Genomic DNA, 23,822 nt, shown 5'->3' with positions numbered 1-23,822 from the left:
CTGAGTCCTGAGTTCAAGAAAGGAGTTTATTCAAAACTCCTGTTTCTTGTCTCGTGTCTCCTAACTTCTTCTTACGAAAGTATTTTAAATGCCAGCATGACCAAGTGCTAAACCAGTGACGAGCATTCCCAAGACAAGGAACGGTTGGGCGCTGGCTTGGTACTTAACGTCATTACTCACGGGATCACGTAGGAAATACATATCCTGCAAAGTAATTTGCGGGATGATTAATAGTATGAGAATTGTTGCGTACAAATTCTCATGGATATAGACAAGATAAGCTGCAATCAATCCTTGAAATAAATCAATCATCACTACACAAATCCAGGCGGCAGTGTTGATACCAAACACGACGGGTAGTGATTGTAATCCTAGCTGGCGATCGCCCTCTACACTCTTAAAATCATTAACAATGGCAATCCCCAATCCCGCTAAGCTGTAGAACATTGTCAAAATCACAATTGTGGGACTAAGGTCGCCAAACAAAGCTTGTCCTGTACACCAAGGTAGAGTTATGTAACTTGCACCCAAGGCATAGCTACCCAGCCAGCCGTTCTGCTTGAGTTTCAAGGGAGGCGCAGAATAGATGTAAGCGATGAAAGAACCGATTAAGGCAATCACTGTGATTGTGGGGAATTCATGACCAGCCCACATATCCAGAACAAATGCCAGACTAATACCAGCAATAAGTAATACCCATATCTGCGTAATTACTTGGTTTAGGGGAATTGCCCCAGAGGGAATAGGGCGATAGGGTTCATTGATCGCATCAATTTCGCGATCGTAGTAATCATTGAGAATTTGGGTGTAACCTGTCATCAACGGCCCAGCTAGCAACATACAGGTTGCTGACTTCAAAATATTTTCTAGTGTCCAGGTATACTCACCAGAAGAAGCCGCACCACAAACTACACCCCAAATGAGGGGAATCCAGGTGATGGGCTTCATCAGTTGCAAGCGGATTTTCCAAATGGAAGTTTCCCCTGAGGCTGCACCTTTCATACCCAGTAATTGCCTAGTTTTAGCACTGCGATCGCTTCCACCGGGGCGCAGCCCATCGCCAATGGCTGTTGCTTGCTCACTAGGATTTGTTGCTACTGAGTCTAGTGCCTCAACAGGGTTGGGATCTGGGGTAATAGGAGATGATTCAGACATAAGGTGTACTTATTAAGGAGTTCTGAATTAGGAGTTACGAGTATTAATTCCTAACCCCTAACTTACTTAAAACGAAATTATCAAATAATTATTCTGAAACTTTGCTCCAGTAACGGATCTACCAATCAAAGCAGGGGGTAGGGAGATATTCCGCCGCTGATCTCCTGCTTCCACTGTGACTTCTGGGCCATACTGAGTTAGTTTGACCTGTTTTTTGTCAAATCCTGGCAAAAACAACCGTACTTGGCGATTGTGGGTGTCAATTTCAATTGGTTTGGGAGCTTGTACTGCTTGCGCTTCAAAGTTGGGCAGGGAGTCAATTAGTGGTTGCCAGTCACTTGTTGATGAATCAGTAATAATACTAACAGGCAGAGGTGTAAATTCCTCTGACAGGTTGGCGTTTGCCTCAGAAGATACCAGAAGAACCCCGCCAACAGTTAGACCGACTTGTTGAGCGCTACCCCACAAATAACGGGTACTTGCTACCTCAATTGGGTCTGCTGTTGTCACTAAAAAGGCAGCGATGCGCTTAGGGTCAGCCAGAGCAGCTTTACCCTTTTCTAGGAAATTATTGGCTTGATTGGTGGGTTGGGCAAAGTTATCTGCCGTCCAGTTGATATTGAAAAAAGTACTAATCAGTGGTTGAATCAAGGGCGATTCTGAAATTGTTTTCCCTAAGTCAGAGTTGACAAACAATTGCCGAAATCGCCGGACATACCAACTGAGAGATTCTGGTAGCCCCAAAGTTCTGATAGTAGAAGCGTCACCTGCGCTATCGTAGACGATCGCATCATATTTGCCACTGGCATCATATTCGCGGATGGCATTCAGGGCAAGGGCGCTGTCCATTCCTGGTAATACTACCAGTTCTTGACCAAAAACCTCTTTAATGATAGGGGTGCGGAGGTACTGCGCCTCAAGTTTTTTCACTTCATCCCAGCTGCGTTCTAGCAATACAGATGCTTGAAATTGCACAACTTGTAAGTTGGGAGCGATTTCCTGGGGATCGGGAGCAATTGTACTACCTAGCAGAATTTGAAATGTTGGTTCTGGATGTCCTGCTAGAAGTACGCGTTTACCTTGGCTTGCCAATAATTTGGCGGCGGCGATCGCAATTTTGGTACGAGCGACGCCGCTTTTGCCCAAAAATGTCAATATCAGGGCCATTACTTGATTCCTATTTTCACCGCCGGTCTTTTCAACCTTAGCACTCAACAAATACTCTCAGCTTCCGCTTTAAGTTCTATCTACTACACAGGTTTGATTTCATCTTCAAAAAACCAAGTAGAAAAACCGTCATCAAACTGCACGACTACACCGATACCGCCACCATCGGTGACTTTGTAACCTAAGACGTTGCCTACTTGTCCTAGCCTTTTCACAACGGGAGGAGAGACGCGATCGCGCAAACGAAAAACTTTAACCTTTTGTCCGATTTCCATGCCTACTTACAATTCAGATAAACCAAGTCTCAGTGTAGCTGAATCCGGGACTCATCAAGTTGAGTTTTTGTCAGCAACTTGTCGCAATCGAGCAAATCAGGAAATGAAGAATGAGGAATGATAGTTCAGCTTAGTCATAAAGGACGTTCCAGCTTACGCGATCGCCGCAGTAGTTTCAGCAAAAATTATTAGATAGATGAGTGCCTACGGTGATGTGCTAAAGTTTGATGCTAATACGTATGCGATCGACTCCACAGGAGCCAAATATCAAAAAATATCAGAAACAGAAGTTATGAGGGTTGCATGAACCAAACTAATATCCCCATTCTCGATCCCACCCAGTACGACTCTCTCAAATCTGAGATTCAGGTTGCAATCTCTCGTGTTTTAGAATCTGGTTAGTTCATAATAGGCCCAGATGTCAAGCTGTTTGAGCAGGAAATTGCTAAGTATCTGGGGGTACACCATGCGATCGCTGTTAACTCTGAGACAGATGCTTTAGTTCTAAAAAGACGTCGGGAAAACCCATTCCTTCTCGGTAGGTGATGAAAGATGCCTTTTTAGGCCGTTGATAGTTGACGGTTAACAGTTAACAGTGAACTGTCTTTCGTGTTATCCCATCCCCTTTTAGGGGTGGTATGAGCTTAATACAAAGGCAAATACCCTGTGAATCCAGTTAGCGATCTATTGGCAACTTAGGTACTCAGTTTATCAATTTGACTAAAACTTACATGACGCAACTATTGAGCAAGTAGTGCAAACTATTAGACAAACTTTAGATTTAGAACCTAAGAATTCGTAGCAGTAAAGAATAAATACAAAATCAATTCTTGTAGTTTAATAGTTCTAATTTGTTGACTAGGGAGTGGAAAAGTTATTAGTTATAACTTTTGTATTTTATTAGAAAGTGCTTTTTACAATAAAATTTTGGTGATAGGCTAATGCAGCATATGCTCCAATAATGTAAAATGCGCGAATAACTTGCCTGTGATGTGTGATGGTGTGTAAGGATGAAGCTTTCAGTCAAAGGGAACTCAACAACTTGGTTGCAAGTGCGGCGGTACTGGGAATTACTGCACGTATTAGTAGAGCGTAATCTGAAAGTGCGTTACCGGGGTTCTTTCTTAGGAGTTTATTGGTCACTGTTGAACCCGTTGATTATGACGGGATTATACACTGCGATTTTTGGGGCAACGTTTGCGTCATATTACGGTAACTCAATCTTGAACTATATGTTGGCAGCGTTTACAGGGTTGGTGGTAATCAACTTTTTCTCTGCTTCCACCTCCCAGGCATTGAGTAGTGTAGTGAGCAATGGCTCACTTTTGAATAAAATTCGCCTGCCAGTCAGTATTTTTCCTCTATCAATGATTGCAGCAAATATATTTCAGTTTGCGATCGGGGTGTTACCGTTACTGGTAGTCATGACTTTCGTCAATTCCAAAAGTCTAGTCAATGTCCTGGCACTACTATTCCCAATTTTAGCGCTAATTTTGGTTTGTATAGGAATTGGGTTTTTTGTAAGTGCTTTATATGTATTTTTTAGAGATTTACCTTATTTTTATGAGTTAGTTGTATTTGTGTTGTGGATTAGCAGTCCTGTATTTTATCCAGCAGCTATTGTTCCAAAGGTAGTACAGCCTTTTTTAGGTTTAAACCCTTTATCTCCAATTATCGAAAGTCTTCGTCAGATTACATTATCTGGAGCACCACCGGATTTAAACTTAGTTTGGGGTGCTTTGCTCAGTAGCGTGATTATTTTATCGCTAGGATGGGCTTGTTTTCAGTTGTGGCGACATCAATTTATGGATTTGCTGTAGATGGAAGTAATTCGTCTAGATCAAGTTTCGCTGTGGCGAAGGACACAAGAAGAGTTTTCTTATGATCTTAAGAAGACAGTTTTGTCATTTTTCGAGGGCAAATATCGTAAGCCTGCGAAAAAGTTGGTACTAGATGAAATTAATTTGGTTGTAAATACAGGCGATAAATTAGGAATTATTGGTGCAAATGGTTCGGGAAAATCAACACTCCTAAAAGTTATTTGTGGAATTTTGCAGCCGACAAGCGGTGTAATCAGGGTACGCGGTCAGATTGCACCCTTGATTGAACTTGGAGCAGGGTTTGATCCAGAAGTTTCAGTGATGGATAATATTCTCTTGTATGGAGTGCTGTTGGGTTTTTCTAGGGCAGAAATGCGAGAAAGAACACAGTCAATTTTAGAGTTTGCAGAATTGCAAGATTGTGCATTAGTGCCTGTAAAAGCTTTATCTTCAGGTATGGTGGCACGGCTAGGGTTTGCTATTGCTACTGATGTGCAACCAGATATTTTGATATTAGATGAAGTGTTATCGGTAGGAGATGAAAATTTTAAGAATAAAAGTAAGCAGCGGATTGAAAAATTTTGGGACACAAATGTAACAGTTTTAGTAGTATCGCATGATTTAAGTTTTATAGAACAATCTTGTGAACAAGCAATTTGGTTGAATAAAGGACAGGTAATGTTTGCAGGCCCGACTTGTGACGCTATACAAACTTACCTAGATACAGGGGTTGAAGGCCCATAATTAAATTATGAGAATTTATGAAAAATTATGGTTGAAATACTTGCACATCGTGGAAATATTATCGGTTCAGACTATCAAAGAGAAAATCAGGTTAGTGCTTGCAAGGAATGTCTTGATTTAGGGTTTGGTTTAGAATTAGACGTGCGAACTTATAAAAATAACTTGTATGCTAAGCATGATCAAGTCACATCAGAGCAAACACAGTCTTGGACTGAAATAGTTGAAGTTGTAAAAAATTATCCCCAATTAACTATAGCTATTAATATTAAAGATACTGGCAATGAAAATGCTTTAATTAAAAGTATTTTTCAGTTAAATTTGTTGAAAGTATTCTTATTTGATTTAGAGCTAGTGGTTGGAATAGAAAATTATGATTCTTTTACATCTGTCTATAAAAGTCTCAACTCACAACTTGAAATAGCTATCAGAGTTAGTGATAAAGGCGAAACCTTAGAACGAGCCATTGAATCAACATCTAACGTGGTTTGGCTAGATGAGTTTGATAGTTTTTGGCTTTCTCAACAAGTGATTCATAAACTGAATTTGGCAGGCAAAAAAGTCTATGCTGTAGCACCAGATTTACATAAACATTCAGCGAATATATCTCTGGCTAGATGTCAAGAATTTGCAGCATGGAATGTAGCTGGAATTTGCACAGACTATCCTATAATGTTGAGGGATTTATTAAAGGAGATATAAATGAAAAAGGTTGCTGCAATTTTATTTGATCTTGATGGAGTGCTTGTTGATGCTGATGAGTGGCATTTTGATGCTCTAAATCATGCTTTGCAACCCTATGGATTAACAATTACAAGAGAGCAGCACATATATTTTTTTAAAGCATTACCAACAAGAACTAAATTAGAAATTCTTTCTATAAGATACGATCTGCCTAGAGGAGCGCATCAAGAAATTAATGATAAAAAGCAAAAATATACTTTTGAAATAATTAATGAAAAATGTCAACCCCAGCCTGATAAACTGGCAATGATGGAATATCTTCACAAACGATACCGAGTTGCAGTTTGCTCAAATTCCAGGCTGGAAACTGTGAAACTTATGCTTGAGAAGTCAGATTTAATTGACTATTTTGAATTCTTCTTAAGTAATGAAGATGTTAAAAACGGTAAACCATCGCCTGAAATGTATTTTTCGGCAATGGACAAGATGGGTTTAGATGCTGAAGAGTGCTTAATTGTAGAGGATTCTGAAGCTGGTCTAAGAGCTGCTCAAAGTTGTGGAGCACATATTTGCAAAGTCAGCGAACCATCAGAAGTAAATCTTGAGAGAGTCATGACTAGTTTAAAAAATGTAGGCAAAATCAAAGTTGTGATTCCAATGGCTGGTGAGGGAAGTAGATTTGCCAGAGCAGGGTATATTGACCCCAAACCAATGATTCGTGTTTTCGGTAAACCAATGATTCAGTGGGTTGTAGAAAATATGAACCTGGCCAACAGCTATTTCATATTTCTCTGCCGTAAGCAACACCTCGACAATTATAAGCTTAGTTCCTATTTAAAATCTTTAAGGCCTGACTCTTCAATTGTTTGTGTGGATCAACTAACTGAGGGAGCTGCTTGTACTGTTCTTTTAGCTGAGGACTACCTAACGGATAATGAAGAGTTGATTGTCGCTAATTCTGATCAATATATAGATGCTTCTGTTGCTGATTTTGTCCAAAGAATGAGAGAGTTAGATGCAGACGCGGGGATGATTACATTTGAAGCATCCGAAAGTAAGTGGAGTTATGCTGATGCTGACGAAAACGGGTTAGTCAAAAGGGTAGCTGAAAAACAAGCAATTAGTACCCATGCCACCGTAGGGATTTACTATTATAGGCGTACTTGGGAATTTGTCAAGTATGCAAATTCAATGATTAACAAGAACATACGAACAAATAATGAATTTTATATTTGTCCTATATTCAATGAATATATTGAATCTGGAAAAGCAGTGTATATCTATGAAATAGATAGAGATACAATGCATGGTTTAGGAACTCCAGAAGATTTGGAAATGTTTTTAAAGCTCAAGAGTTCAACTTAGATCTGTCGTGTTTGCCTGTTACAGCATTTATTGTTGATGAGCAATTATTATGGAATTTGAATTTTTAGAAGTCTTTTTGCCATCAAACTTGAATGATTTAAGGAGAGTAAGATATGAATTATTACTTACTCAACTTAAATGTGTGCATACATCTCTGGAAAAGGTTGAATCTCCAGAGGCAATTGACGAGTTAGATTGTTCGTGGAAACTCAGAGAAAAAGCATTTCCCTATTCATGCACAGATGAAGAAGGCTTAATTCTTAACTATGTTATTGCTGCAAACCAGCTAAAAAGTGGTTTTGAAATTTCTACTGCTTTTGGGTTTAGCAGTATGTACATTGGACTAGCTCTTAAACAAAATGGCGGTCAACTTGTAACTATGGACTGTTATGTTGAAGAGTGGAAAGAGTCTTTTGTATATAATCCTGAAGAAATGGAATCTAGTGTAGAGTGCAGCAGAAAAAATGCTTTAGAAAACATTCTTCCAACAGGCCTACATTTTGCTAAAGAATCTGCAACTAAGTTGGGATTGTCTGATGTAATACGTTTTGAAATAGGTATTAGCCCAAAAGATGTTCCAACTATTGTAGGCGATCGCAAGCTTGACTTTGTCTTTATCGATGGCGGACATTTTGGCGAGCAACCGCTTTTAGATTTTCTCGCAGTTTATCCCTATCTCTCAGAAAAATGTGCTGTTTTCTTTCATGATAACCACTCTGGTACTACTGTTGCTCAAGCAGTATCCGAAGCAGAAAACAAGCTAGGTGCATCAGCACAAAAGCTTTTGACCCGTTGGAATCTTACCTTAGTAAGTCGTGGTCTAAATAAATTATCTCTAGCAACTCTAGACTACTTGTTAATTAGAAAGCATCCTAGTTATTTAGAGTTATCTCAAACGCAACTTCAGCAAGCTCAAGATGAACTAAAACTTTCACAAACACAGCTTCAGCACACTCAAAGTGAACTAAAACTTTTACAAACTCAACTTCAAAACACTCAGAGTGAACTAGAACTTTCACAAACGCAACTTCAAAACACTCAGAGTGAACTAGAACTTTCACAAACGCAACTTCAGCAAGCTCAAGATGAACTAAAACTTTCACAAACGCAACTTCAAAACACTCAGAGTGAACTAGAACTTTCACAAACGCAACTTCAGCACACTCAGAGTGAACTAGAACTTTCACAAACGCAGCTTCAGCACACTCAAGGTGAACTGGAGATAGTAAAGTATAAAGCTGCTCAAACTGAGGCAATGATTAGTGCAATGCAGTCTAGTAAGTTCTGGAAGTTGCGGATACTATGGCTGAAGTTAAAAAAAAATTTAGGGTTGGTTAAGGAGGTTCAAGAGTAATGTCTACCGTTAAGCCAATCTCATTATCTGAAAATAAAATACTTAAAATAGGTCTATACTCTTCCTCTCTATTGAGTAAGAATCACATAGGTGTCAGTAGAATGATACGCAGTCATATTGATGTTTTGCAAAATAACCTAGGTGATCGATGCGAGTTTTATATTTTAAGTAGAATATCTGGTGTTTCCAGAACATCTTTATTTGTCACACTTCCGGCTGAAGAGTTTTTTAGAGAATATGACGAGACTACTACAACATCTCAGACATCAGTAAAAGTTTATAAAAATACTACGCCATTGATTGACTCCCTCTCTCATAATGTAGTTCGTAGAATTTCTAATAAATTACGTTTTAATAAAATATCAAATTTAATTAAAAAAGTAGCTAAAAAATTAAGAAATAAAGTTGCTCCTGCCGAAAAATTACAATTAAGGCAACCAGCTAAATGGAAGTTTTTAAACTTTAAACTAGATGTTCTAATCATGGCGGAACCTTGGGATGGAACATGGGTTTATCCTATAGAGGATTTTACTCACAAAATTGTGATGATCATCTATGATTTAGTTCCAAACCTACTGGTATGCGATCGCAATGATAAGGATAAATATTTTAAATTTTATAAAAACAATTACCACGTAGACGATGGTACTAGAATTTTTGCAGATCAACACTTTTTGGGGTTTTATCATGGCTTAACGAAAGCCGATGGTGTCGTCTGTATTAGTGATTGTACGAAGAGAGACTTGATTGAGTTATTTCCAGAATACTGCGAAAAGGCTTGCATGACAGTATATCCAACTTGGAATCAGTCATTCATGCCACTATCGCAGTATGAACGTGAGGAAATAGAAATTTGTGATGAACTAAAAGCAATGCGGCTCGATTTTTCTAAGCCAATTGTCTTTGCTATTAATGTTCTCGATTCTAGAAAAAATGGTCTGCTGCTAGTCAAAGCATTTGCTTTATTACTTGAGCGTCAAGCGGTAACTTCAGATGTACAACTAGTGGTTTGTTCTCACGCCCGATGTAGTCACGAATATCTAATTAATTTTTTGGACATTGCTAAAGATGTAAACATTACATGGGTGCAGAATTTGAGTGATAAAGCTATGTGCAAACTGCTAAATCTAGCTACTGTATTTGCTTTTCCAACACTCTATGAAGGGTTTGGTATACCCGTACTAGAGGCAATGATCTGCAAAACCCCAGTTGTTACATCTGATTCTAGTTCTATTCCAGAAGTTACAAACGGCAACTGTTTCTTCTGTGATCCTACCTCTGTAGAAAGTATAGCTTCAAGTATTTTAGAAGCATTACAAATGACTCAGGAAACAAGAGAAGAATTAGTTAACAGGGCATTTGCTTATGCCAGTTACAACTTTTCTCAGGAGCAAATCTATTCTTCCTACATGAAACTCTTTTCAAAGATTGGCATAAATATTTAAATTTATGAAAACTATCAAACAGCTTATTGAAAAGTATTCATTAGAATTGAGTATAGATAGCCTTTACCTTGATTGCTCTCAAGAAAAGTATTTAGTAAATTACCAAAATGCTGTAGTGATTCATAGTCCTATATTACAAACAAATTTATTTGTTCTTAATGATTCACTAAAGAATCGCTATGCAAACCTTATATTTGTCAAAGGTAACGACATTAATAGAAGTAAATTTTCATTAGTTATCTTGGATGAGTTATGGAACAAATTAAGCCCCAAAGGATACTTGGTTTTAGATGAATTTGTAGAAAGTCGTAATTTGAGTATCTATGGCTTAAAAAGCTTAATATATGATTTTTCTGCTGGGACTGCTGAACTTTATTATGAAAATAGAAGTGGAAACACATACGAGCTAGTCTTTAAGAAATCTGAACAAGACGAACCACGTCATGCTGGCAAGATAGATGCTTGGTCTTTTGGTGTAATTACACAAGGTAAACGCCAAGAGTTTGTAGAAAAGCTTTTAGATTCTATTATTGAGCAAAAAATTCCAGAATTTGAAATTATCCTGGTTGGTAATTACACATATCCTATTAATGAAAAATACATTGATAAAGTAAGAATTATTCCGTTCTCACAACAAGATGAAAAAGGATGGATAACAAAGAAGAAAAATATAATTGCTCAAAATGCTATATATGAAAATCTGTTAGTGGTACATGACAGATTTATTCTCGACAAAAATTTTTATTCTGGTATGTGTCGTTACGGCAACAGCTTTTCAATCCTGACATGCAAACAGGAAATGTATGATGGATGGCGAACACCAGACTGGGTTTCAATCAATAATTCTCATGCTTGGGCTACTCCAGCTTGTATGGAATATGAAGACTACTCTCCGCTGGTCTACTGCAATGGCGGCTTAACTATCATTAAGAAAACAATTGCATTACAACATCCTTGGAATGAAATGCTATTTTGGAATCAAGCTGAAGATGTTGAGCTAACACACAGGTTATTCAGACACGGTTATTTTTTACGTCTTAATCCTTACTCAAAAGCGATAGTTTTGCACCAAAATAATGTAAGAAATGTATCTGGGGGATTTGATCCTTTTATAAAAATAGCAGAAGTAAATCCAAATAAGTTTATTTATGCTGATGAACCAAAAGGTCTGGCGCAAAATACTTATGTATCTAATTCAGAGCTACAGAAATTTGACTTACTAACAGTTGAATTAATTCAAGCTAAATCTAGGATTGCAGCAATGGAAAGTAGTAAATTTTGGAAGTTGCGAAAAGCATGGTTTAAGCTGAAACAAGCGTTGGGATTAAAAGGAACCGAGTAAGAAGCTTGTTAATATATAATTTTTTGGCTATATAACTATTCATTATTCCTTTATCTTAAGTTGTATTCGTAAATGCTGTTATGCAAAATTTTCGAGATTTATCAATGTTAAAAGCAACTATTAGCATTCATAATCCCTTGATTGATGCAGAAGAACTGTGTAAGCTCATTCAAGCTGGCATAGAGTTGAGAAATATAAAGTTAGATGAGGTTCAACTATCTTTTAAATTTAATTCTATGCAACATCGCGCTGCAATAGCAAGTCAACTTAAAGAACTTGACGCATGGCGTATAGAAAAAGCAAGTTTAGAAAATAAAGTAACAGAAATGGAGCAAGAGTTAACCAAGAGATATGTTAAACAAGATAGTTTGCTTGCTGAAGCACATCAAGGGTTAGGTTTAAAGGGTCTGTTATGGTTGACTGCTAAGCAATCTGTAATTACTACCAAGAATTATCTCATTAAAATAATTGATTTGCTCAAGCGCACTCCTGTTCAATCTTTATTACTAAAAATATTTAAAAATAAACCTGTAACTTCTCAAGGGATAGTGATACCAGAATATAGCCTCACTAATAATGAAAAGAAAGATACACATGATATAGCACAAGAAATTAATATAAACGAAAGTTCAGATCCTTTACTTTCCTATTTAGGTCTACAGCAGAGTTATAATTCAATTTTAGAAAAAAGAATAACAGAACTTGAGCAAGAGCTAAAAATGTTAAATATCAAAGAAGAAACATAAGATAAAAAGTAGAAATGTCATACGTAATTAATCAAATTCTTCCACGCTTGGTTCACGGCGATGCTGTTGTGAATGTAGGCTTTTATATCAAGAATATATTAACATCTCAAGGACATAATTGCAAATTATATTTTCAGGATGCTGATCAAGGTTTGACTCTAAGTAAAGAATTAGAGGTACACAATCTACTCAATGAAGCAACAGACATTCTGATTTATCATGTTTGTACTTATGCTCCAATATGTGACAATGTGTTTCTAAGTAGTTCGGGCAAAAAAGTGATTATTTATCACAACATCACACCTTCTCACTTTCTTGCACCTTATGATTTGGGTTTATCTAAAATAATAGATGAGGCTTCTCAGGGAGTAAAAAATTTTAAATATGTAGATCTAGCGATCGCAGATTCAGATTTCAATGCTATGGAATTAAAAGAGTTAGGTTTTACAAACGTTTACACTGTCCCCCTATTTTTTGAAGAACATCAATGTATTCCTGATGCAGAGATATTGGATGGTTATAAAGATGGCTGGATAAACTTTTTATTTGTGGGTCGATTAGCTCCTAATAAATGTCAGGAAGATGTGATTAGAGCTTTTGCTTATTACTGCAACTATATTAATCGTCATTCTAGATTAATTTTGGTTGGTTCAACTACGTTTTCAAGTTATACAAATTTCCTAAAGCAGATCGCTGAAATTGAAGGGGTTCAGCAGCATGTAATTTTTACCGAAAAAGTTCCGTTCAGTCAGTTAAAGGCTTATTACCAAGTTGCTCATATCTTCATGTGTATGAGTGAGCACGAAGGGTTCTGTGTGCCTTTATTAGAAGCAATGCAACATGACATTCCGATTATTGCCTATGCAAGTTCAGCAGTACCCGAAACCCTTGGAGAAGCTGGGATTTTAGTTAACCAAAAAGATATACCTGTAATTGCAGAATTAGCTAATGTGTTAGTTAATAATCAATCGTTAAGATCGAAAGTAATTCAAAGTCAAAGGTTGAGATTAGAAAATTTTAGACCCGAAGTATTTGCTGATAATTTTATGAGTGTACTGAGAAAAGTATTTTGAGTTTTTACTTAAGTGTAGTTATAAATAATATATAACTTTTCATTAGTAGATTATATTCCTGATGAGCATAAGCTTGAGTATGATTATAAATTAATATAAACATTCGACAAATACTGTAAAATTATCTAAACAAATGAATTGATAGAACCCGTTTATCCATTGAAGAAAATAAATATGAGTGAACCATTTTTAGAACCGATATTACGATACCTCCGGCTTCAAAGAGTAATATCGCATATTCCTAAAAACTCTGTTGTTTTGGATGTGGGTTGTGGCAGTTGGGCAACATACATCTGTTTTTAAATTTTAAAGTTTTTTCACAGAATATTTATAAAAATTACTTTTTAATTTTTACATTTATAATATTTATTCTTCTTTATGAATTTCTGACTTTTCTATTATTACTTTAATGATTTTCAATGTTAATTTCTTGTTATCTTTGTTAAAAAAATTGCAAAAACAAATGTGAAAATAAGTTATTCTTTGACTTTGCTATTTGCAAATTTAGTTGGAGTTTTTTTATTATCTATGCAAAATCAAACTCTAGTTTTCACTATTTTGAATATACAGGCTTAAATAATACAGAGGAAACTTGGTTTATTGTCAAAAAAATAATAGACAATACGAAGAATAATATATTGTTTCAAAATAAAAACTTTTTCCTAAACTTATGGACTATCTGAGTTTTTATTTTTACTATACTTATAATTTATGTATATCTTTTAAAAAAGATAAATTACCAAAAGATACCCAAACTTTTTTATATTCTTATGATTAACGCAATTTTGGGTTTATTTATAATTATTCTGTTCAAATGGGTATTTATAAACAAGGGTGATCCACGTTATTTTATTCCTATATATATTAATATGGTTGTCAATTTTGATGCTAATAAAATCAACATAGAATCAACATAAGGTATAATCCAGAATAAGATGTATGGCATTACCTTGGCTATTGTAATTATTTCCTGTTTAACTTTGCCTAGCTATGTCTTTAGCTTAGAAAAAGCTGAACCTAAAATTAAACAAATGCAAGAAATTAAAACATTAAAATAAGTTGGTATCATAGGCGATTATTGGACTTCATACATGATTGGAGCAATTAATCCAGGGTTACTTGCTGTTACTCCACATGAAAAAGCTACTGTTCGATGTTATAAATGTGTAGATAGAGTAATTGAATCAGAAACGATTTATCTCGTCAAAGAGCAATGGCTGGAAAAATTTCCCAATCAAATAAAACAATTTAATCGTGATTTAGAAAAAGTAAGTTCTCGAATAAATTTAGGTGGTTATACATTGGCTGCATACAAAAAGAAGAATAAAACTAACTAGATTAAAGTTTATATTGCGATCGCAGATATAATACTTTTAAATTCAGCCTAGCCCACTGTTTCAGCACCTTACCTTGGAAAGCAGCATTTTTGGCGATAAAATGCTTTGTACCATATCGCCAAAAAGGCGGAACTAAATGATCGCCTTTACCAGACTTATATATTGGCGATCATGCTGCGATCGCGAACATGATACTTTTAACCAAAAACCTTAATCACTACCGTATTTATCTTCCCGCATTAGGATTAATGGCTCCAGAATATTAATCATTGAATAACAGATGACACCTAAAAAAGCCCTAATCACCGGCTTAACCGGACAAGACGGATCTTATCTTGCTGAACTGCTCTTAACCAAAGGCTACCAAGTGTTCGGCTTAGTTCGCCGTTCCAGCAGCAGCAACTTAGAACGTATTACCCACCTTTCAGGCGATATTCAAATCTTATCCGGTGATCTTTTGGATCAATCTTCCTTGATGGATGTGATAGCTGAATCACAACCTGACGAAATTTATAATCTCGCCTCCCAAAGCTACGTACCCCTTTCTTGGACACAACCAGCTCTCACTGCTGAATACACAGCACTTGGTGTCTCTCGTTTACTAGAATCCATCCGTCGCTGCAAACCGGATGCTAAATTCTACCAAGCCTCCAGTAGTGAAGTCTTTGGTCAACCCGATGACTCGCCTCAAACTGAACGTACTGCTTTCCGTCCTCGTAACCCTTATGGTGTTGCCAAAGCTTATGCTCATTGGATGACTATCAACTATCGGCAAAAATATAATCTTTATACCTGCTGCGGTATTACTTATACTCACGAATCACCTCGACGTGGCACAGAATTTGTATTTCGCAAAATCACACATGCAGCTGCCCAAATTAAACTCGGTCTGGCAAATGAACTAAAATTAGGCAACCTAGATGCTCGCCGTGATTGGTGCTACGCAAAAGATGCTGTTTATGCCATGTGGCTGATGTTGCAGCAGGAACTACCAAATGATTATATCATTGCCAGTGGTGAAACCCATTCTGTAAAAGAACTCGTTGAGTGCGCTTTCAACAGTGTTGGTCTAAACTGGCAAGATTATGTTTTAGTTGACCCTACTTTCTACCGCCCTGATGAACCCGTACAGTTGGTTGGCTGCATTGATAAAATTAAAACCGAGATAGGTTGGGAGCCTCAATATTCCTTTAATGAATTAGTTGAGTTAATGGTTGATTATGACCTCAAGAAATTGAGTAGTTAGATAGGCTAGCTTCCTAATCTCGCTACTTAACTATTTGGCCCAATACATAGCCACAGAATATCCTCAAGAATAAAATTCTAAAGTTTTCCAATTATGTATTTTATTCTGAAGTTTGTCATGTCTAGATTTAGGCACAAATGAAAACAGAAATAAGCAATTATAACTAGAGTCTCAGATGAGAATATTTATAGACTGCACTCATACGGCAAAACATACATATAAAAATACTGGAATACATCGAGTAGTTCGTGAATTGACATCTGAAATGTTGAGATTAAGTTCGACTAGTCCAGATATAGAAATAACTGCGGTTATGTTTGATAGTAAATCTATAGTCAGGGTGAATAATCTTAACCAACAAAATTACAGTCAAACTACTAAGAGTAACCAGTATCTTTACACAATAACCAAAATCAATAGAAAAATCAAAGTGTTATTTTCTAAAGTAAAAAATAAATTTATAAATTCATTTTCTAATATATTGGATTTAGCCGATTGGTTAAATTTAAGTAACCAACACAAAAATATTTATCTTGAATTAGATGGTTATCAAATTCAACCAGGAGATATATACATCATAGCTGATGCAAATTGGGATTTACCTAAAACATACTATAAATTTTTACAGATTCTAAAAAACCATCAAGTTACTATTGTAATTATATGTTATGACCTCATACCTATAAAGTTTCCCGAATTTTCTTCAAAGAGATTTACTGAGGCTTTTACAAATTTTTACAGAGAGTATTCAAACTTATTTGATCAAGTTTTATGTATATCTAAAAATAGTGTTGAAGATTATAAATACGCCCAAAAGCAGGGGATAGTAGCCAGCAATAATCCTGATTTAATAGTCAAAAGCTTTCGTTTAGGATCTGACTATTCCAATCATGATTACTCACTCAATATAGAACTTAATAATTTTGATGAAAATTTGAGTGAACTACTAAGTAAAAAATATATTTTAGTAGTAGGAAGCTTAGTTCCTCATAAAAATATTCAGGCTATCATAGCAGCGTTTGATTTGTTGGTATCAAATCATGAAAACATATATTTACTTTTTGCGGGTAATAGAGGTTGGCACTCAAAGACTGACGCGCTAATAGAATCTAATAAAATGTATGGCAATCTTATACATATACTAGGTTCAGTTACCGATGCTCAGCTAAAAGCTCTCTATCAAAACTGTTACTGTTTAGTTCAAGCTTCCTTTTATGAAGGGTTTGGATTACCAGTTGTAGAAGCACTACAATACTGTAAACCTGTAATTGCTAGCACTGGTGGCTCTTTACCTGAAGTAGGGGGCGACTTCTGTATATATTTTGATCCTACTCAACCAACTGAACTTCATCAAGCTTTAAAAAAGCTACTTGATTCAGATATTTACTACAATCATTTGGTTGATCGGATCAAAAATGAATATAGACCATTCTCTTGGAAAGAATCCGCTGAACAATTAATCTCTTATTTATGTATTTAAATTAAGTTTCAACAAAAGCTGAAAAATTTGTTAGTTAATCTCTCTTTTCTGTCAACTAAACCTACAGGTATAACAACCTACGCTTTAAATCTCCTTCCAAATCTACAATCTCTCAAACTGAAGTTATTAACTTCGCAGATCATTCCAAATTATGATTGCTATCCAATTTTAGCAAATTTAACACCAGACCAAGGGATAAAAGGGCATTTTGACCGCCTTGTTTGGACTCAATTTCGATTACCGCAAATCTATAAACAGTTAGAATCACAACTGTTATTTTCTCCACTCCCAGAAGCACCTCTTTATAGCAATTGTCGGTTTGTTGTGATGTTTCACGACTTAATACCGTTGCGCTTTCCTAAATGCTTTTCACCGTTGACAACTTACCATCGATATTACATTCCCCAAGTCCTCCACCAAGCGCAACATATTATTTGTAATTCCAAGACCACAGCTAAAGATATTATTGACTTTTACCAAATTCCAGCTAACAAAATTACCTCTATTCCCCTCGCTCACGATCGCAATCACTATCGTTTTCTCAATCTACCCACCCGTAACTACTTTCTCTACATTGGACGCCAAGATCCCTACAAAAACCTACATCGGCTGGTTTCTGCCTTCGCTACACTACAAAATAGCAATGATTACGAATTGTGGTTAGCCGGTTCAATTGATCAGCGTTATACGCCAGTTTTAAAAGCACAAGTTGAGGAACTAGGTATAACTAATCAGGTAAAGTTCCTGGATTATGTTCCTTACAACGAATTGCCAAAAATCATCAATCAAGCGATCGCTCTTGTCTTTCCTAGTCTTTGGGAAGGCTTTGGTTTTCCTGTCCTAGAAGCGATCGCTTGCGGTACTCCTGTAATTACCTCCAACATTTCTTCTCTTCCAGAAGTTGCTGGTGACGCAGCGATTTTGGTCAATCCCTACAATATAGAGGAAATAAGTAAGGCAATGCAAGTAATTGCCACCGATTCAGCATTGCGATCGCACCTTTCCCACCAAGGAATCACTCGCTCCCAACAATTCAGTTGGGAAAAAACAGGAAAAGCTACTGTCGAAGTTTTATCACGCTACCTGTAAGCCGATTTTTTAATACCTGGATATACAGGTTCACAGTAGAGGAAAAAGCGCCTCAATCAATAACAAATAGAGACACGAAATTTCGCGTCTCTACAAACCAACTGCTGAGTTTTCAATAATTTTGAATTCTCTAGAGGGGTTGACTTTTTAAAACTCCTATTTCTCGTTGTATGGGCAAAACATCTAAAATATCAGTTTGAGAACAATATTTTAAGTCTTCATGGCATTCCAGGCGCAATAGTCGCTGACCGTGACTAGCTTGGTGTAACAATCCCAATAAATCGCTTTGCCATTGAGAATAAAGAGCGATCGCGCTAATTACTTCATCATTACCAGCTAATTCCTCCTGCGACAATTTAGTTTGCTGTACAAGACTATGGGCGATCGCGCCTGCACAAACTGTATCCTCTAAGGAAAAAGAGCCTTCCCAACCTGAACCAACAATCCATACTGTTTCTGGTTGCTTTTCCAAGAGATACTGCACTATCGCAGCCCGGTTGATTAAGGCTGCTGCTAATACAGCTGGAGATTCTTGTACTCTTTGTAAGGCGCGAGTGCCATTAGTAGTACTGATAAATAAGCGCCGTCCCGCCACTAATTCTTGTGTGCAATCAAGGGGAGAGTTACCTAATTCAAAGCCAGTTACTTTCGCGCCGCCGCGTTCTCCAGCTCGTAGGCGTTTTTCTGAAGGCCATTTTTCGCTAACTTCGATTAGTTGATCTAAATCACTGAAGACTTGCACAGCTTCGCCTCCAGCCGCTAGGACAGTCGCGATTGTGCTAGTGGCTCGCAACACATCGACTGCGATCGCACAATCTGGCGCTTTATCCATTGGAGTCAATTCCGGAGTGTGGTATACGAATAGCTTCACGCGCTGGACACACCTGCTCTAATACTATTGCCGCAAATAACATTTTACCTACTTGGTGTCACTAACTACAGTTACAGTTGACCATAGAGCGTTTTTTAGCATTCAAATCCACGATACATACCATTCATAAAATCCTAAAAAAGTCTAAAAAAGCCTGCTCCCATGCTTCTGGACTTTTATACTTGCTGCACTATCTTGTAATCTGAAAGAATAAACCTTCTAAGGCTGTGTTTGACGCTTCAAGTTGGTACAACTCCCTGACGCCTGCTAACTCCACTCCGCTCATCCCACCAAAACTGATATGGCACCTTTACCCGATTACCGCCCTAAACAATTGTCTGTAGGCCCGTTGGAAGCGGAAATTTTAAATATTATCTGGGAACTTGGTTCAGCAACAGTCAAGGATGTACACGATCGCATTCTGGCTGATCCCAACCGAGAATTAGCTTATACTTCTGTAACTACCGTTCTGCGTCGTCTCACTGATAAAGGTTGGTTGACATGCGACAAACAAGGACGGGCATTTTACTGGCGACCATTGCTGACTAAGCAGCAGTCAGCGGTAATCAAAGCACACGAACAGTTGCAGCGATTTCTCGCCGTTGGTAATCCTGATGTGGTCGCTGCTTTTGCTGATAGTCTCGATGAAGCAGCTAGCGAGCAAATAGAAGCGATCGCCAAACGAATTCAATCTGCACGCCAAGCCAGGGAGGAAAAATGATGCATCTAATAATGATTTTGATTGCTTTGACAGTTGCCTGGTGCTTAAGATCCTCTTGGAATCAACCCCAAGGTAATTGGAATCTGCGGTGGCAGCGATCGCTGTTTTTATTTCTCTTCCCGCCCTTGCTAATTTTCATGACTGCGATTTCTGTGCTGTTCATGGGGCCTCAAGGGCAAATGGGCGGGATGTATACAGGCTCTATCAGCTATGTAGTAGCGTTAATTTATTTGGCATTTTTTGTCATTTCATGCATTAAACTTGCTTTTCAGGGTTGGCGGTCTGTGGAATCTGCTCGTAACTGTCCTTTGGTGAATTTGGGAGATAAACAAGCCAGGTTACTGCAAACGGGCGCGTTGTTTGCGGGTCAAATTGGTTTTTGGCAACCAGAACTAGTAGTTAGTCAAGGATTACTGCAAACTCTCTCACCAGATCATTTAGAAAGCGTCTTAGCCCATGAGCAAGGGCATCACTATTATAGGGATACATTCTGGTTTTTCTGGCTGGGTTGGGTGCGTTCCTGTACTGCTTGGTTGCCAAATACAGAGCTTTTGTGGCAAGAACTGTTGGCTTTGCGCGAACTCCGTGCCGATAGCTATGCAGCATTACAGATAGACCCTCTATTGCTAGCAGAATCACTCTTATTAGTAGTTAGTAACAGCCCTGTTATATCAGAAATTTGCTGTGCTGCATTAGGTTCCCCTAGTGTAGGCGATGCCTACGGCGTACGCTTAGAGCAGAGAATCGAAGCCCTATTAGCGCCACCAGAACCAAATCCAGAAGCTCGATTCCAGTCCTGGAATGGCTTTTTATTGGCCTTGCTGCCTTTAGTTACAGTAATATTTCACACTTAAAAACTTAAAAGATTAACGGGTAATCTTAATTACCTATTATTAGAATATGGTTAATTCCTAAGCCATACATTAAGGCAACCAGTAATATTCGACGTTAGGTTGGCCGTTGATTGTATTTGTTGACAATTTGCTAATTTTGCAACCGTGCCGTTCATAAAATGCACGAGCTTGCATATTTTGTTGTAGTGTGTGCAATTTGAATCCTTGCGAACAAATTACTTTTACTTTTTCAAGTAACGCCGAACCTATGCCTTGATTCTGGTAGGCCATGTCTACAAAAAGCTGCTCTAAGCATTGTTCTTCTTGCATCACTACAATAAAACCTACAATGCGATTTTCCACTTCAGCAACCCAAACATTTGCTCTTACCGCAAGCTCATCATGGAAGCGAGCTTCCCATTCAACATAAGATTGTGGGTGTTGAATATAGGGAAATGTCTGATGCCATGTTTGATACCAAACTTGAACGGTATCTTCTAAATCGTTTAGTTGATAGGGACGAATTTTTACCACGAAACAGAGCAACTATTCATAAACCTTATATCTTGAACCAGTAACCACTGGTTCAAGATATAAGGTTTTTTACTTTTCATTTCTATTTCTTATTTAACTCCCCAGGCTGGATTCGAACCAGCGACCAATCGATTAACAGTCGATCGCTCTACCACTGAGCTACTGAGGATCACTCACGATTTATAATAGTAAGGCTAACGGATAGGATTTGGCAAGTACTTCCGCCAAAATATTTTTTTAGATGCTTAATAATAGGATTTTTGCAACCAAAACCCTTTCTGAAACTCAAACTCAGACTTTTGGATACTAATATCTACTGTAATCCCATTCGCAATTCAGCCAAACGCTGTCGTGCTTTAGCATCAATAGCATTGGCCAAAAATCTACTCTTAGATTGTTTACGTGTATGATACTTCTGCCGCATCCGACAAACAGTAGCTTCCACTTCACCACATAGTTGTTGTGCCGATAACCATTCAGCCCCATAACCCTGTACCATCAACTGCTGTGCCCGATCTGAGGTGGCAACAATCACACGAGAAATCAGAGATTGGGCAACTTGCTGCCGCATAGACGCACAGGATTTTTCAATGTAGGTATCTGCTGTCTGTCCAAAATCGGTGTAATAAACTGATAAAAGCTCAGTTATCATTTCTTTATTGCTAGAGGCGTTATGGTATTGGGCATCAAAAACTATTTGAGTTACATAACCTTGAAACGCACTATAACCCGTCATCGCTTCAACAAGTTCTCCCCGTGCTGCCTCTAGTCCAGCGCTATCACGGGTTTTTTTAAGGCAAGGCCAAGCGCCAATTATATTGTAGCCGTCCACTAACAAAACGGCTTGGAGTAAGGAACGGGGCATGGTTTTTAATCACAATTTTCTAGAGTTAACAAAATTCATTCATAAGATTTATAATAATTGATGCATTGTCTGTAACACTATGTTACAGAAGACAAAAATGCGCTATGTTCATAAAACTAACCCTAAGACAGACGCACCAAATGAAAACGCGCCTCTTCAAAAAGGCGCGTAGCAGTTTTATTAATAGTACTAAGTGCTGAGTATTTACTTCTTCCTATTCAGCACTCTTTAAACAATTAGCACTCAATCAAGAGGCTTCGCTGTTTACCTCCATTAGACGTTGTTTGAGGCGCTGGGCTTCACCCCAATCTACCAAAGAGCCTTTTTCTAGCAAAAAAGCGCCATCACAGTAATTTAACTCGTCTAATCGATGTGTCACCCATAGAGCTGTAATACCTCGACTTTTGACGAGGCTGCGGACACCAGCTACTAAATCCAGTTGGCTATCTGGATCTAGTAAAGCAGTGGGTTCATCTAATAGTAAGACTTCACAGTGACGAGCGATTGCACCTGCGATCGCTACTCGCTGTTTTTGGCCCCCAGAGAGCGCATATATAGGACGTCGTTGTAGGGCACGCAAATTTACCGCCCCTAGCGCCTCTTCAACTCTTGCTCTCACCGCAGCAGGTGGCAATTTTTCTTCCACCAATCCAAACGCTACATCAGCACCAACTGTTGGCATTACCAGTTGATGATCCGGATTTTGGAAGACAAAACCAACAGGATGCAAAACCCGAATTTCGCCAGACTCAGCAGATAATAGCCCTGCCAATAGTCTAAGTAACGTTGATTTGCCACTGCCATTTGTGCCCAAGAGCATCCAAAACTCACCCTTGGGTACTTCTAGTGAGCAAGATTTGATTGCTGTTTCGCCATTAGGCCAACTGAAGTTTAAATTCTTGACCTCAATGCCCACTTCCGCCATTTATATACCTTGGTTACTCAGCCGCTACTGCAAAAAACCCAGGTGGTCTACCACCAGCAGTGGTTACACCATCCTTCTGAACAATCTGTACTCCAGAAATTTCACTAGCACGAACAGCGATTTTTTTCTCTGTCTTGCCCTCACACTTTAGTTCCACAATGTCAGGATTGCCAGAACGTATTGCAGCCAAAATTAGCTGATAGACAGCCTCAGCATCCTCGGCTGACTTACGTTGTACTGAAATGGGGAAAGCAGTGTTCCTGATGCTTAAGTCAATGGTAAACATTTAGCATTAATCAAATTTAACTGTAGGATTCATTTTAGCGTCAGCCGGCTGATTCCAGGGGGATGGAGAACAGTAAGAGGGCGGATAATAATTCAAAATTATTCTCTCTTCCACTCCTCTACTATTCCTATAGTGCGATCGCATCTGTATCAAAAGTTAAATTTAATGACAAATCCTCTAGAAAAATTAGCGATTTGCACCTATTATGATTAAAGGTACGTAAAAAATTGTAAACTAGGTAGACAACCTGGTTAACTTTCTGCTTATAGATAGCTGTAAAATAGTTATCTATATACAATACAGATACGACCTGTACTTATAACATTTGGAGATTTGCTCTCATGACCATCGCAGTTGGACGCGCGCCCAGTAGAGGGTGGTTTGACGTTCTAGACGACTGGTTAAAGCGCGATCGCTTCGTATTCGTAGGATGGTCAGGGATATTATTATTCCCCTGCGCCTTCCTAG

At 37.9% G+C, this 23,822-nt stretch carries 25 protein-coding genes, 1 tRNA gene and 1 pseudogene; 18 read left to right on the top strand and 9 right to left on the bottom strand.

The annotated features are described in order from the left end of the window. Positions 1-84 precede the first annotated feature (84 nt). The 3 genes from chlG to petP form a co-directional block, all read right to left on the bottom strand. A complete protein-coding gene (gene chlG, locus FNW02_RS16655) occupies positions 85-1,155 on the bottom strand; it encodes a chlorophyll synthase ChlG (RefSeq protein WP_191758633.1) in 1,071 nt (356 codons plus the stop codon). Between the two features lie 66 nt (positions 1,156-1,221). Continuing rightward, a complete protein-coding gene (locus tag FNW02_RS16650; RefSeq protein ID WP_191758632.1) occupies positions 1,222-2,322 on the bottom strand; it encodes a Get3/ArsA fold putative tail anchor-mediating ATPase NosAFP in 1,101 nt (366 codons plus the stop codon). 83 nt (positions 2,323-2,405) lie between these two features. Beyond that, the gene (petP, locus tag FNW02_RS16645; RefSeq protein WP_191758631.1) at positions 2,406-2,597 is read right to left on the bottom strand and encodes a cytochrome b6f subunit PetP; all 192 of its coding nucleotides are present in this window, start codon (positions 2,595-2,597) and stop codon (positions 2,406-2,408) included. Positions 2,598-3,002: 405 nt separating this feature from the next. Here petP and FNW02_RS38715 point away from each other — a divergent pair, with 405 nt between their 5' ends. From FNW02_RS38715 to FNW02_RS16575, 15 genes are all read left to right on the top strand, one after another. Beyond that, positions 3,003-3,143: a DegT/DnrJ/EryC1/StrS family aminotransferase gene (locus FNW02_RS38715; RefSeq protein ID WP_348535410.1), complete on the top strand. Its 141-nt coding sequence runs from the start codon at positions 3,003-3,005 to the stop codon at positions 3,141-3,143. A 464-nt stretch (positions 3,144-3,607) separates the two neighbouring features. After that, on the top strand, positions 3,608-4,417 hold the full coding sequence (locus FNW02_RS16635) for an ABC transporter permease (protein WP_191758630.1): 810 nt from the start codon (positions 3,608-3,610) through the stop codon (positions 4,415-4,417). Continuing rightward, positions 4,418-5,161, top strand: a complete 744-nt coding sequence (locus FNW02_RS16630) for an ABC transporter ATP-binding protein (protein WP_191758629.1) — start codon at positions 4,418-4,420, stop codon at positions 5,159-5,161. Positions 5,162-5,188: 27 nt separating this feature from the next. Then, positions 5,189-5,860, top strand: coding sequence for a PI-PLC domain-containing protein (locus FNW02_RS16625; RefSeq protein WP_191758628.1), 672 nt, complete (start codon positions 5,189-5,191; stop codon positions 5,858-5,860). Further along, positions 5,861-7,207, top strand: a complete 1,347-nt coding sequence (locus tag FNW02_RS16620; RefSeq protein ID WP_191758627.1) for an HAD-IA family hydrolase — start codon at positions 5,861-5,863, stop codon at positions 7,205-7,207. It begins immediately after the preceding gene. A gap of 49 nt (positions 7,208-7,256) precedes the next feature. Beyond that, positions 7,257-8,561: a class I SAM-dependent methyltransferase gene (locus FNW02_RS16615; RefSeq protein WP_191758626.1), complete on the top strand. Its 1,305-nt coding sequence runs from the start codon at positions 7,257-7,259 to the stop codon at positions 8,559-8,561. Then, the gene (locus tag FNW02_RS16610; protein WP_191758625.1) at positions 8,561-10,006 is read left to right on the top strand and encodes a glycosyltransferase family 4 protein; all 1,446 of its coding nucleotides are present in this window, start codon (positions 8,561-8,563) and stop codon (positions 10,004-10,006) included. Before FNW02_RS16615 ends, FNW02_RS16610 begins: the two co-directional genes overlap by 1 nt. A 4-nt stretch (positions 10,007-10,010) precedes the next feature. Further along, positions 10,011-11,348: a glycosyltransferase family 2 protein gene (locus FNW02_RS16605; RefSeq protein ID WP_191758624.1), complete on the top strand. Its 1,338-nt coding sequence runs from the start codon at positions 10,011-10,013 to the stop codon at positions 11,346-11,348. An 80-nt stretch (positions 11,349-11,428) separates the two neighbouring features. Beyond that, positions 11,429-12,094: a hypothetical protein gene (locus FNW02_RS16600; RefSeq protein WP_225225705.1), complete on the top strand. Its 666-nt coding sequence runs from the start codon at positions 11,429-11,431 to the stop codon at positions 12,092-12,094. A gap of 14 nt (positions 12,095-12,108) precedes the next feature. Next, complete coding sequence (locus FNW02_RS16595) at positions 12,109-13,167, top strand: glycosyltransferase family 4 protein (protein WP_191758622.1); 1,059 nt, start codon at positions 12,109-12,111, stop codon at positions 13,165-13,167. 174 nt (positions 13,168-13,341) lie between these two features. Then, positions 13,342-13,470 carry a tRNA 5-methoxyuridine(34)/uridine 5-oxyacetic acid(34) synthase CmoB gene (locus tag FNW02_RS38710; RefSeq protein ID WP_225225704.1) on the top strand — a complete coding sequence of 43 codons (129 nt, stop codon included), beginning with the start codon at positions 13,342-13,344 and terminating at the stop codon, positions 13,468-13,470. A 788-nt stretch (positions 13,471-14,258) separates the two neighbouring features. Further along, the gene (locus FNW02_RS16590) at positions 14,259-14,504 is read left to right on the top strand and encodes a hypothetical protein (RefSeq protein WP_191758621.1); all 246 of its coding nucleotides are present in this window, start codon (positions 14,259-14,261) and stop codon (positions 14,502-14,504) included. A gap of 280 nt (positions 14,505-14,784) precedes the next feature. Further along, positions 14,785-15,750, top strand: coding sequence for a GDP-mannose 4,6-dehydratase (locus FNW02_RS16585; protein ID WP_191758620.1), 966 nt, complete (start codon positions 14,785-14,787; stop codon positions 15,748-15,750). Between the two features lie 175 nt (positions 15,751-15,925). Beyond that, positions 15,926-17,230, top strand: a complete 1,305-nt coding sequence (locus FNW02_RS16580; protein WP_191758619.1) for a glycosyltransferase family 4 protein — start codon at positions 15,926-15,928, stop codon at positions 17,228-17,230. Positions 17,231-17,248: 18 nt separating this feature from the next. Further along, positions 17,249-18,319: a glycosyltransferase family 4 protein gene (locus FNW02_RS16575; protein WP_191758733.1), complete on the top strand. Its 1,071-nt coding sequence runs from the start codon at positions 17,249-17,251 to the stop codon at positions 18,317-18,319. Between the two features lie 130 nt (positions 18,320-18,449). Here the strand turns inward: FNW02_RS16575 and FNW02_RS16570 are convergent, their stop codons facing one another. Beyond that, entirely contained in the window at positions 18,450-19,190 is a 741-nt protein-coding gene (locus tag FNW02_RS16570; protein ID WP_191758618.1) for a 2-phosphosulfolactate phosphatase family protein, read from the bottom strand. A gap of 301 nt (positions 19,191-19,491) precedes the next feature. Here FNW02_RS16570 and FNW02_RS16565 point away from each other — a divergent pair, with 301 nt between their 5' ends. Together FNW02_RS16565 and FNW02_RS16560 are read left to right on the top strand one after the other, a co-directional pair. Beyond that, the gene (locus FNW02_RS16565; RefSeq protein WP_191758617.1) at positions 19,492-19,911 is read left to right on the top strand and encodes a BlaI/MecI/CopY family transcriptional regulator; all 420 of its coding nucleotides are present in this window, start codon (positions 19,492-19,494) and stop codon (positions 19,909-19,911) included. Then, entirely contained in the window at positions 19,911-20,765 is an 855-nt protein-coding gene (locus FNW02_RS16560) for a M56 family metallopeptidase (protein WP_191758732.1), read from the top strand. Before FNW02_RS16565 ends, FNW02_RS16560 begins: the two co-directional genes overlap by 1 nt. A 69-nt stretch (positions 20,766-20,834) precedes the next feature. Here FNW02_RS16560 and FNW02_RS16555 read toward each other — a convergent pair whose 3' ends face one another. From FNW02_RS16555 to FNW02_RS16535, 5 genes are all read right to left on the bottom strand, one after another. Further along, a complete protein-coding gene (locus FNW02_RS16555) occupies positions 20,835-21,278 on the bottom strand; it encodes a GNAT family N-acetyltransferase (protein ID WP_191758616.1) in 444 nt (147 codons plus the stop codon). A 97-nt stretch (positions 21,279-21,375) separates the two neighbouring features. Continuing rightward, positions 21,376-21,447 (bottom strand) — tRNA-Asn (locus tag FNW02_RS16550). A gap of 144 nt (positions 21,448-21,591) precedes the next feature. Further along, positions 21,592-22,143: an NYN domain-containing protein gene (locus FNW02_RS16545; RefSeq protein WP_191758615.1), complete on the bottom strand. Its 552-nt coding sequence runs from the start codon at positions 22,141-22,143 to the stop codon at positions 21,592-21,594. A 247-nt stretch (positions 22,144-22,390) separates the two neighbouring features. After that, positions 22,391-23,068 (bottom strand): ABC transporter ATP-binding protein, encoded by a 678-nt coding sequence (locus tag FNW02_RS16540; RefSeq protein ID WP_191758614.1) that lies wholly within the window; start codon positions 23,066-23,068, stop codon positions 22,391-22,393. Between the two features lie 13 nt (positions 23,069-23,081). Next, on the bottom strand, positions 23,082-23,354 hold the full coding sequence (locus FNW02_RS16535; protein ID WP_162398029.1) for a hypothetical protein: 273 nt from the start codon (positions 23,352-23,354) through the stop codon (positions 23,082-23,084). 341 nt (positions 23,355-23,695) lie between these two features. On the opposite strand from FNW02_RS16535, the pseudogene FNW02_RS16530 reads away from it, so the two are divergent. Then, a pseudogene (locus tag FNW02_RS16530) lies at positions 23,696-23,822 on the top strand (photosystem II D2 protein (photosystem q(a) protein)); the annotation flags it as partial.

Origin of the sequence: Komarekiella delphini-convector SJRDD-AB1, assembly GCF_014831675.1 — a bacterium.
Taxonomy (GTDB): Bacteria; Cyanobacteriota; Cyanobacteriia; order Cyanobacteriales; family Nostocaceae; genus Komarekiella.
The sequence above is the reverse complement of the archived record's forward strand: the minus strand, read 5'-3'. Positions and strand labels throughout refer to the sequence as shown.

What these genes read in the sequence shown, in the direction of transcription:
- chlG (WP_191758633.1), bottom strand. Translation starts at nt 1,155, where the DNA reads ATGTCTGAATCATCTCCTATTACCCCAGATCCCAACCCTGTTGAGGCA.
- FNW02_RS16650 (WP_191758632.1), bottom strand. Translation starts at nt 2,322, where the DNA reads ATGGCCCTGATATTGACATTTTTGGGCAAAAGCGGCGTCGCTCGTACC.
- petP (WP_191758631.1), bottom strand. Translation starts at nt 2,597, where the DNA reads ATGGAAATCGGACAAAAGGTTAAAGTTTTTCGTTTGCGCGATCGCGTC.
- FNW02_RS16635 (WP_191758630.1), top strand. Translation starts at nt 3,608, where the DNA reads ATGAAGCTTTCAGTCAAAGGGAACTCAACAACTTGGTTGCAAGTGCGG.
- FNW02_RS16630 (WP_191758629.1), top strand. Translation starts at nt 4,418, where the DNA reads ATGGAAGTAATTCGTCTAGATCAAGTTTCGCTGTGGCGAAGGACACAA.
- FNW02_RS16625 (WP_191758628.1), top strand. Translation starts at nt 5,189, where the DNA reads ATGGTTGAAATACTTGCACATCGTGGAAATATTATCGGTTCAGACTAT.
- FNW02_RS16620 (WP_191758627.1), top strand. Translation starts at nt 5,861, where the DNA reads ATGAAAAAGGTTGCTGCAATTTTATTTGATCTTGATGGAGTGCTTGTT.
- FNW02_RS16615 (WP_191758626.1), top strand. Translation starts at nt 7,257, where the DNA reads ATGGAATTTGAATTTTTAGAAGTCTTTTTGCCATCAAACTTGAATGAT.
- FNW02_RS16610 (WP_191758625.1), top strand. Translation starts at nt 8,561, where the DNA reads ATGTCTACCGTTAAGCCAATCTCATTATCTGAAAATAAAATACTTAAA.
- FNW02_RS16605 (WP_191758624.1), top strand. Translation starts at nt 10,011, where the DNA reads ATGAAAACTATCAAACAGCTTATTGAAAAGTATTCATTAGAATTGAGT.
- FNW02_RS16600 (WP_225225705.1), top strand. Translation starts at nt 11,429, where the DNA reads ATGCAAAATTTTCGAGATTTATCAATGTTAAAAGCAACTATTAGCATT.
- FNW02_RS16595 (WP_191758622.1), top strand. Translation starts at nt 12,109, where the DNA reads ATGTCATACGTAATTAATCAAATTCTTCCACGCTTGGTTCACGGCGAT.
- FNW02_RS38710 (WP_225225704.1), top strand. Translation starts at nt 13,342, where the DNA reads ATGAGTGAACCATTTTTAGAACCGATATTACGATACCTCCGGCTTCAA.
- FNW02_RS16590 (WP_191758621.1), top strand. Translation starts at nt 14,259, where the DNA reads ATGATTGGAGCAATTAATCCAGGGTTACTTGCTGTTACTCCACATGAA.
- FNW02_RS16585 (WP_191758620.1), top strand. Translation starts at nt 14,785, where the DNA reads ATGACACCTAAAAAAGCCCTAATCACCGGCTTAACCGGACAAGACGGA.
- FNW02_RS16580 (WP_191758619.1), top strand. Translation starts at nt 15,926, where the DNA reads ATGAGAATATTTATAGACTGCACTCATACGGCAAAACATACATATAAA.
- FNW02_RS16565 (WP_191758617.1), top strand. Translation starts at nt 19,492, where the DNA reads ATGGCACCTTTACCCGATTACCGCCCTAAACAATTGTCTGTAGGCCCG.
- FNW02_RS16560 (WP_191758732.1), top strand. Translation starts at nt 19,911, where the DNA reads ATGCATCTAATAATGATTTTGATTGCTTTGACAGTTGCCTGGTGCTTA.
- FNW02_RS16545 (WP_191758615.1), bottom strand. Translation starts at nt 22,143, where the DNA reads ATGCCCCGTTCCTTACTCCAAGCCGTTTTGTTAGTGGACGGCTACAAT.
- FNW02_RS16540 (WP_191758614.1), bottom strand. Translation starts at nt 23,068, where the DNA reads ATGGCGGAAGTGGGCATTGAGGTCAAGAATTTAAACTTCAGTTGGCCT.
- FNW02_RS16535 (WP_162398029.1), bottom strand. Translation starts at nt 23,354, where the DNA reads ATGTTTACCATTGACTTAAGCATCAGGAACACTGCTTTCCCCATTTCA.